This window comes from Chloroflexota bacterium (genome assembly GCA_018648225.1).
Taxonomy (GTDB): Bacteria; Chloroflexota; Anaerolineae; order Anaerolineales; family UBA11858; genus NIOZ-UU35.
In genome coordinates this window covers 1-4,817 of record JABGRQ010000056.1, presented here as the reverse complement: position 1 = coordinate 4,817, position 4,817 = coordinate 1, and the positions used below count along the sequence as shown (strand labels likewise).

The window sequence follows — 4,817 nt, the reverse complement described above, 5'->3', positions numbered from 1 at the left end:
TATTTTCCAATCAGCCATTGCATGGAATGTGCACCAGCATAGGCAAAAATGAGCATTTTGATCGTCACGCCGATCCAAACTGCCAGAAAAAATTTATAAAGCGGCATTTTTAGTATTCCAGCAGCAACCCCCGCAATATCGAAAGTTGGATTAGGAATTGCGGCCAGCATCAGAATAGCCCAAAAACCATATTTTTCGATCCAGCCATGTAGGCGAGCGTAGAGCGCACTTTTTTCGACGACGCCCTGTCCGCTGAAACCAGCCAAATAGCCCGATAACTCTCCGAGCGCGCCACCGGCTCCGGCGGCAAGCCCCACCCCAAATGGAGAAAAAACGGCTCCCATCGTAAAGACCACGGCAATGCCAGGGGCGGGTAAAAATACTGTGGCATTAGTCAGCAGGGCTAAGAGAAAAATCCCCGGATATCCGTAAGCGGTGAGTTCTTTGGCCTGATCGCGAATGCTGTAGATGAAAAATGTGATCCCTATCACGATCAATAACGCCAGAATTCGGAAGATCGTCCGCGCGCGTGTATTGGGGTGCATAAGTATTTCCGATGGAGCTACTGGCTATTGGTGAGCAGGCGTTCGATGCGGGCGACGACCATATCCATCGCCACGGTATTGAAGCCGCCTTCGGGGATGATGACATCGGCATAGCGCTTGGACGGCTCGACAAATTCCAGATGCATGGGGCGCACTGTTTTCAGGTATTGGTGGATGACAGCTTCTGTCGTGCGACCGCGCTCAGTGATATCACGTTGTAAACGGCGAATGAAGCGGATGTCGGAATCCGTATCAACGAAAATTTTCACGTCGAAAAGTTCACGCAGTTTTTGTTCGGCAAAAATCAAAATGCCTTCCACAATAATAACGGATTGCGGCTCGATGGAGATGGTTTGCTCGGTGCGGGAATGTGTCTTGAAATCATATATGGGCAGATGGATGCGTTGCCACTGTTGCAATTGTTGCACATGCCGGGTGAGTAATTCTGTTTCCAATGAATGGGGGTGATCGAAGTTGATTTGCGCGCGTTGCGTGCGGGGCAGTTCACTCAAATCTTTATAATAGGCATCGTGTGGTAAGTAGGCAATTTTTTGCTTACCAACTTGTTCGAGAATAACATTTGCGACAGTAGTCTTACCAGAACCGCTGCCGCCGGCAATACCGATGACGATGGGGTTGGGGTGTGTGGGCATGATGAGATTATATCAGCAGGGCTTTTATTATCGCAAAAGAATTTACAGGCTCTTTGGGAATCCCTGCGGTAGTTGTCCACATTTAGGAGTGTAGGGCAATTCCCAAGAGTTAATTTACACGATACTCTCTAAATCGGTTTTTTGCACCCAGTCGCAAAATTCATCCAATGATGGGAAGATTTGTGTCGACATGGCGCGAATCACCCAATTTTCTTCCATCGGTGTGATGCTAATGATATATTTGCCATTATCGTAAGCGCGCACTATCTCGAGAGTTGTGCCCATGCTGGCTTCTGGCAGGTAGGCAATTAAAATATCTGAGAATCCCGCTTCTGCCGCCATCGCAAATAAGGTTTGTTTGGCGCGCTGGTCATCATATTCAACACTGTTAGGAAACAGCGAAAACGGGTCCACGATTTCAGCTGTGGGATGATTGATTTTGACGGCATCGCCGATGATTTGGCGATAATTCTGGGCCTGGATACCCTTGCCTTTGAATGAACCTTGCATAACGCCTGCGATAAAAATTTTCATAGTTTCTCCTAGTGATAAAATACCCGTTAGCAATCCAATAATTTGGAATACTGGCAGAATTAAAATATAAGAGCCACCGAAGGGAATCGAACCCTTAACCGATCGCTTACGAAGCGATTGCTCTACCATTGAGCTACGGTGGCGCGGCCTGGATTATACCAAGCAAATTCGCAACCATGCAAGCTTGAATAAAGTCTCTTGGAGTACATCATGCGCGTTGCCATGTTATCGTATCACACTTGTCCGTTGGCAATTCTGGGTGGAAAAGACACCGGCGGTATGAATGTCTATGTGCGTGAACTCACCCGTGAGTTAGGGCGCATGGGCATCATTGTAGATATTTACACTCGCTCTCAAGACGAACATGCGCCCCACATTTCGCATGATCTGGGCTATGGCAATCGTGTTGTACACGTTCCCGCCGGGCCAGAAGTGCCCCTGCCCAAGCAACAGCTCGCCGAGCATTTGCCAACCTTTGTAACGCATATTCTCGAATTTGCCGAGAAGAAGAATTTTCAATACGACTTGATCCACAGCCATTACTGGATGTCGGGGATAGCAGCAAGCGAGTTACAGGCTGCCTGGAATGTGCCCATCGTTCACATGTTTCACACCCTGGGGAAGATGAAACAACGCATCGCTCGTAATGCCGATGAGGCCGAAGGGGATTACCGCATCCGGGGCGAAAATGAAGTTCTCAAGCTGGCCGACCGGATTGTGGCGGCCACAGTGGCAGAGTTGGCTCAACTGGAATGGTTGTACCAGGCTGATGCAGAGCGGATCAGCGTGATTCCTCCCGGGGTGGATACCAGCCACTTTTACCCGATTCCACCCGATGAGGCCAAAGAATTTATCGGCGTTCCCGTTGACGACCGTATGCTGCTATTTGTTGGGCGCATCGAACCCCTCAAAGGCATCGATACCCTGATCCAGGCCATTGCCCTGATGCGCAAGCAGGGCGTGTTAGACCGTTATCATTTGTGTATGTCGATCATTGGTGGCGAACCGCATCTCAGCCGCCAAGCTCGCAGCGCTGAGATGACTCGCCTGCAAGATTTGAGCAGCGCCCACGGGCTGGATGATTTTGTCACTTTTTTGGGCCGCCGCAGCCAGGAGACTTTGCCCTACTACTATTCTGCTGCCGATGCGGTAATTATGCCCTCTCACTACGAGTCGTTTGGCATGGTGGCCCTCGAAGCGATGGCTTGTGGCACACCGGTGGTAGCTTCGCAAGTTGGCGGTCTGGCCTTTTTAATTCAGGATGGCGAAACCGGCTATCATATCCCCGTGGGCGATGCCCAAATGCTCAGTGAACGCCTGACCACATTGCTGGAAGATCATGCCTTGCGCCGCGAGATGTCGTGCAAGGCCGTGAATTTTGCGCAAGCCTATCAATGGAAAAATATCGCCACACGTATCGCAAAGCTTTATGAAACTGTATTGTTGGACTGATCTGTTTGGATAAAAGAACTCCGAGATTTAAAAAATCTCGGAGTTCTGATGACAAAGACGTTATCCTGCATTACGCGTTTATATCAAAATAGAACAAGAAAAAATTCTCGCGCTTCTGGGCGTCGAACATCCCGTGGGGAAAGAAATTCTTATTCACGACCAGTTTAACGTCTACATTATATTGATTTTTGACCCAGCCAATAAGTGTCGTTTGCATAGTCTGGGGGGTGTGCATAAGCGAGCCAGCATATTTGATGTTGGCGACTTCGATTTTGGATTGGGGCTGCATTTGTTCGCCGAAAAGTTTGGCAAAAGTTGGATTTTTCTGCGTCAGCATGGCTTGTGCCGCTTTTACTGCGGACATCAGCGCGTCGGCTGGCATTTTCTCGGCGGTGATGGCCATAACATAAACGGCTTTGACTGTAGAGACAGGAGTGGTTTCCTTCTTTTTCCTAAAAAACATGAGCTTCTCCTAAATTGCAAATTGTCCATCTTTGTAGAGTAGTTCCCCATCCACGCGAATTTCGCTGTCATTCCGGATATCACAGATAAAATCCCAATGGATGCTGGATTTGTTCACGCTGCCAGTTTCGGGGTATCCCGCGCCGACCGCCATATGGAAACTGCCGCCGATTTTCTCATCATAGAGGATGCTCTTGGTGAAGTGCGTGATGCCGTAATTGGTGCCGATGGCGAATTCGCCCAGGTAGCGCGCGCCTTCGTCGCTGTCGAGTTGAGTTAGCAGGTAAGCTTCGTTCTTTTTGGCGCTGGCCTGGATGACTTTGCCATCCTTGAATTCAAGCCGCACCCCTTCGACCTCGCGCCCACCCCGAATTGCAGGGTAGTTGAATGCCACCCATCCGTTGGCAGAATCCTCCACCGGTCCGGTAAAAACTTCCCCGCTGGGCATATTCTTCTTGCCATCCGAATTGATAAAGGTGCGCCCCTCGATGGATAGTGTCATATCGGCATTGGGGCTTTTCACGGTCACGATTTTCCTGCCCGCCAGCCAATCGACAATTTTTTGTTGCTCATCGTGGACGCGTTTCCACTCCGCTACGGGGTCATCGCAGTCACAAAAAGTCGCTGCGTAAACAAAATCTTCATACTCGCTCAGACTCATATCGGCTTCCTGGGCGTATGCCGGGCAGGGATATTGCGTGCCGACCCAGCGCAACTCTTTGGCCGCCGAACGGCGCATGTAAGTTTCGGTCAGGCCGCGGTTTGCTACAGCCCGAATGCGCTCTTTTTGTGGATCAATGCCGGTCAGGGCGCGGGTGTTGCTGGTGGCGCGCAACGCCATGAGCACATCGGCTTGCTCGTAGAGCATTTCATTAACCGGCGAAACCCACCCTAGAATTTTCGGACTGGCCTCGCGCAGGAATGCTTCTTCGATGGCATCGCTATTGAGCAGGACCGTGGGCTTGCCGCCCGCTCGCACCACCTGACGCACCACTTCGGCGACCAAGGGTTCGGCGGCCACGTCACCACGTACCATCACCCAGTCGCCGGGTTTGATTTCAACAGAATAATTGACTAATAATTCGGCCAGTTTGGTCATGCGGGGGTCTGCCATAAGTTGCTCCAATTCTACCCATCTCTCACAGGGAGAGAGCCAAGGTGAGGAAAATAA

The 4,817-nt window shown here is 50.4% G+C and carries 6 protein-coding genes and 1 tRNA gene; 1 reads left to right on the top strand and 6 read right to left on the bottom strand.

Annotated elements, in window-relative coordinates:
- The 4 genes from HN413_03600 to HN413_03585 all read right to left on the bottom strand — a co-directional run.
- Nucleotides 1-545 (bottom strand): VTT domain-containing protein (locus HN413_03600; protein ID MBT3389472.1); only part of this gene is annotated, 545 nt, incomplete at its 3' end.
- A 17-nt stretch (nucleotides 546-562) separates the two neighbouring features.
- Nucleotides 563-1,198: a uridine kinase gene (gene udk / locus HN413_03595; GenBank protein MBT3389471.1), complete on the bottom strand. Its 636-nt coding sequence runs from the start codon at nucleotides 1,196-1,198 to the stop codon at nucleotides 563-565.
- 114 nt (nucleotides 1,199-1,312) lie between these two features.
- A complete protein-coding gene (locus tag HN413_03590; protein MBT3389470.1) occupies nucleotides 1,313-1,732 on the bottom strand; it encodes a hypothetical protein in 420 nt (139 codons plus the stop codon).
- 71 nt (nucleotides 1,733-1,803) lie between these two features.
- Nucleotides 1,804-1,875 (bottom strand) — tRNA-Thr (locus HN413_03585).
- A gap of 67 nt (nucleotides 1,876-1,942) precedes the next feature.
- Between HN413_03585 and HN413_03580 the strand changes: the two genes are divergently transcribed.
- Entirely contained in the window at nucleotides 1,943-3,184 is a 1,242-nt protein-coding gene (locus HN413_03580; GenBank protein MBT3389469.1) for a glycosyltransferase, read from the top strand.
- Between the two features lie 70 nt (nucleotides 3,185-3,254).
- On the opposite strand, the gene HN413_03575 is transcribed toward HN413_03580, so the two are convergent.
- Together HN413_03575 and HN413_03570 are read right to left on the bottom strand one after the other, a co-directional pair.
- Nucleotides 3,255-3,647, bottom strand: a complete 393-nt coding sequence (locus HN413_03575) for a hypothetical protein (protein MBT3389468.1) — start codon at nucleotides 3,645-3,647, stop codon at nucleotides 3,255-3,257.
- Nucleotides 3,648-3,656: 9 nt separating this feature from the next.
- Nucleotides 3,657-4,760: an aminopeptidase gene (locus tag HN413_03570; protein ID MBT3389467.1), complete on the bottom strand. Its 1,104-nt coding sequence runs from the start codon at nucleotides 4,758-4,760 to the stop codon at nucleotides 3,657-3,659.
- Nucleotides 4,761-4,817: the final 57 nt, after the last annotated feature.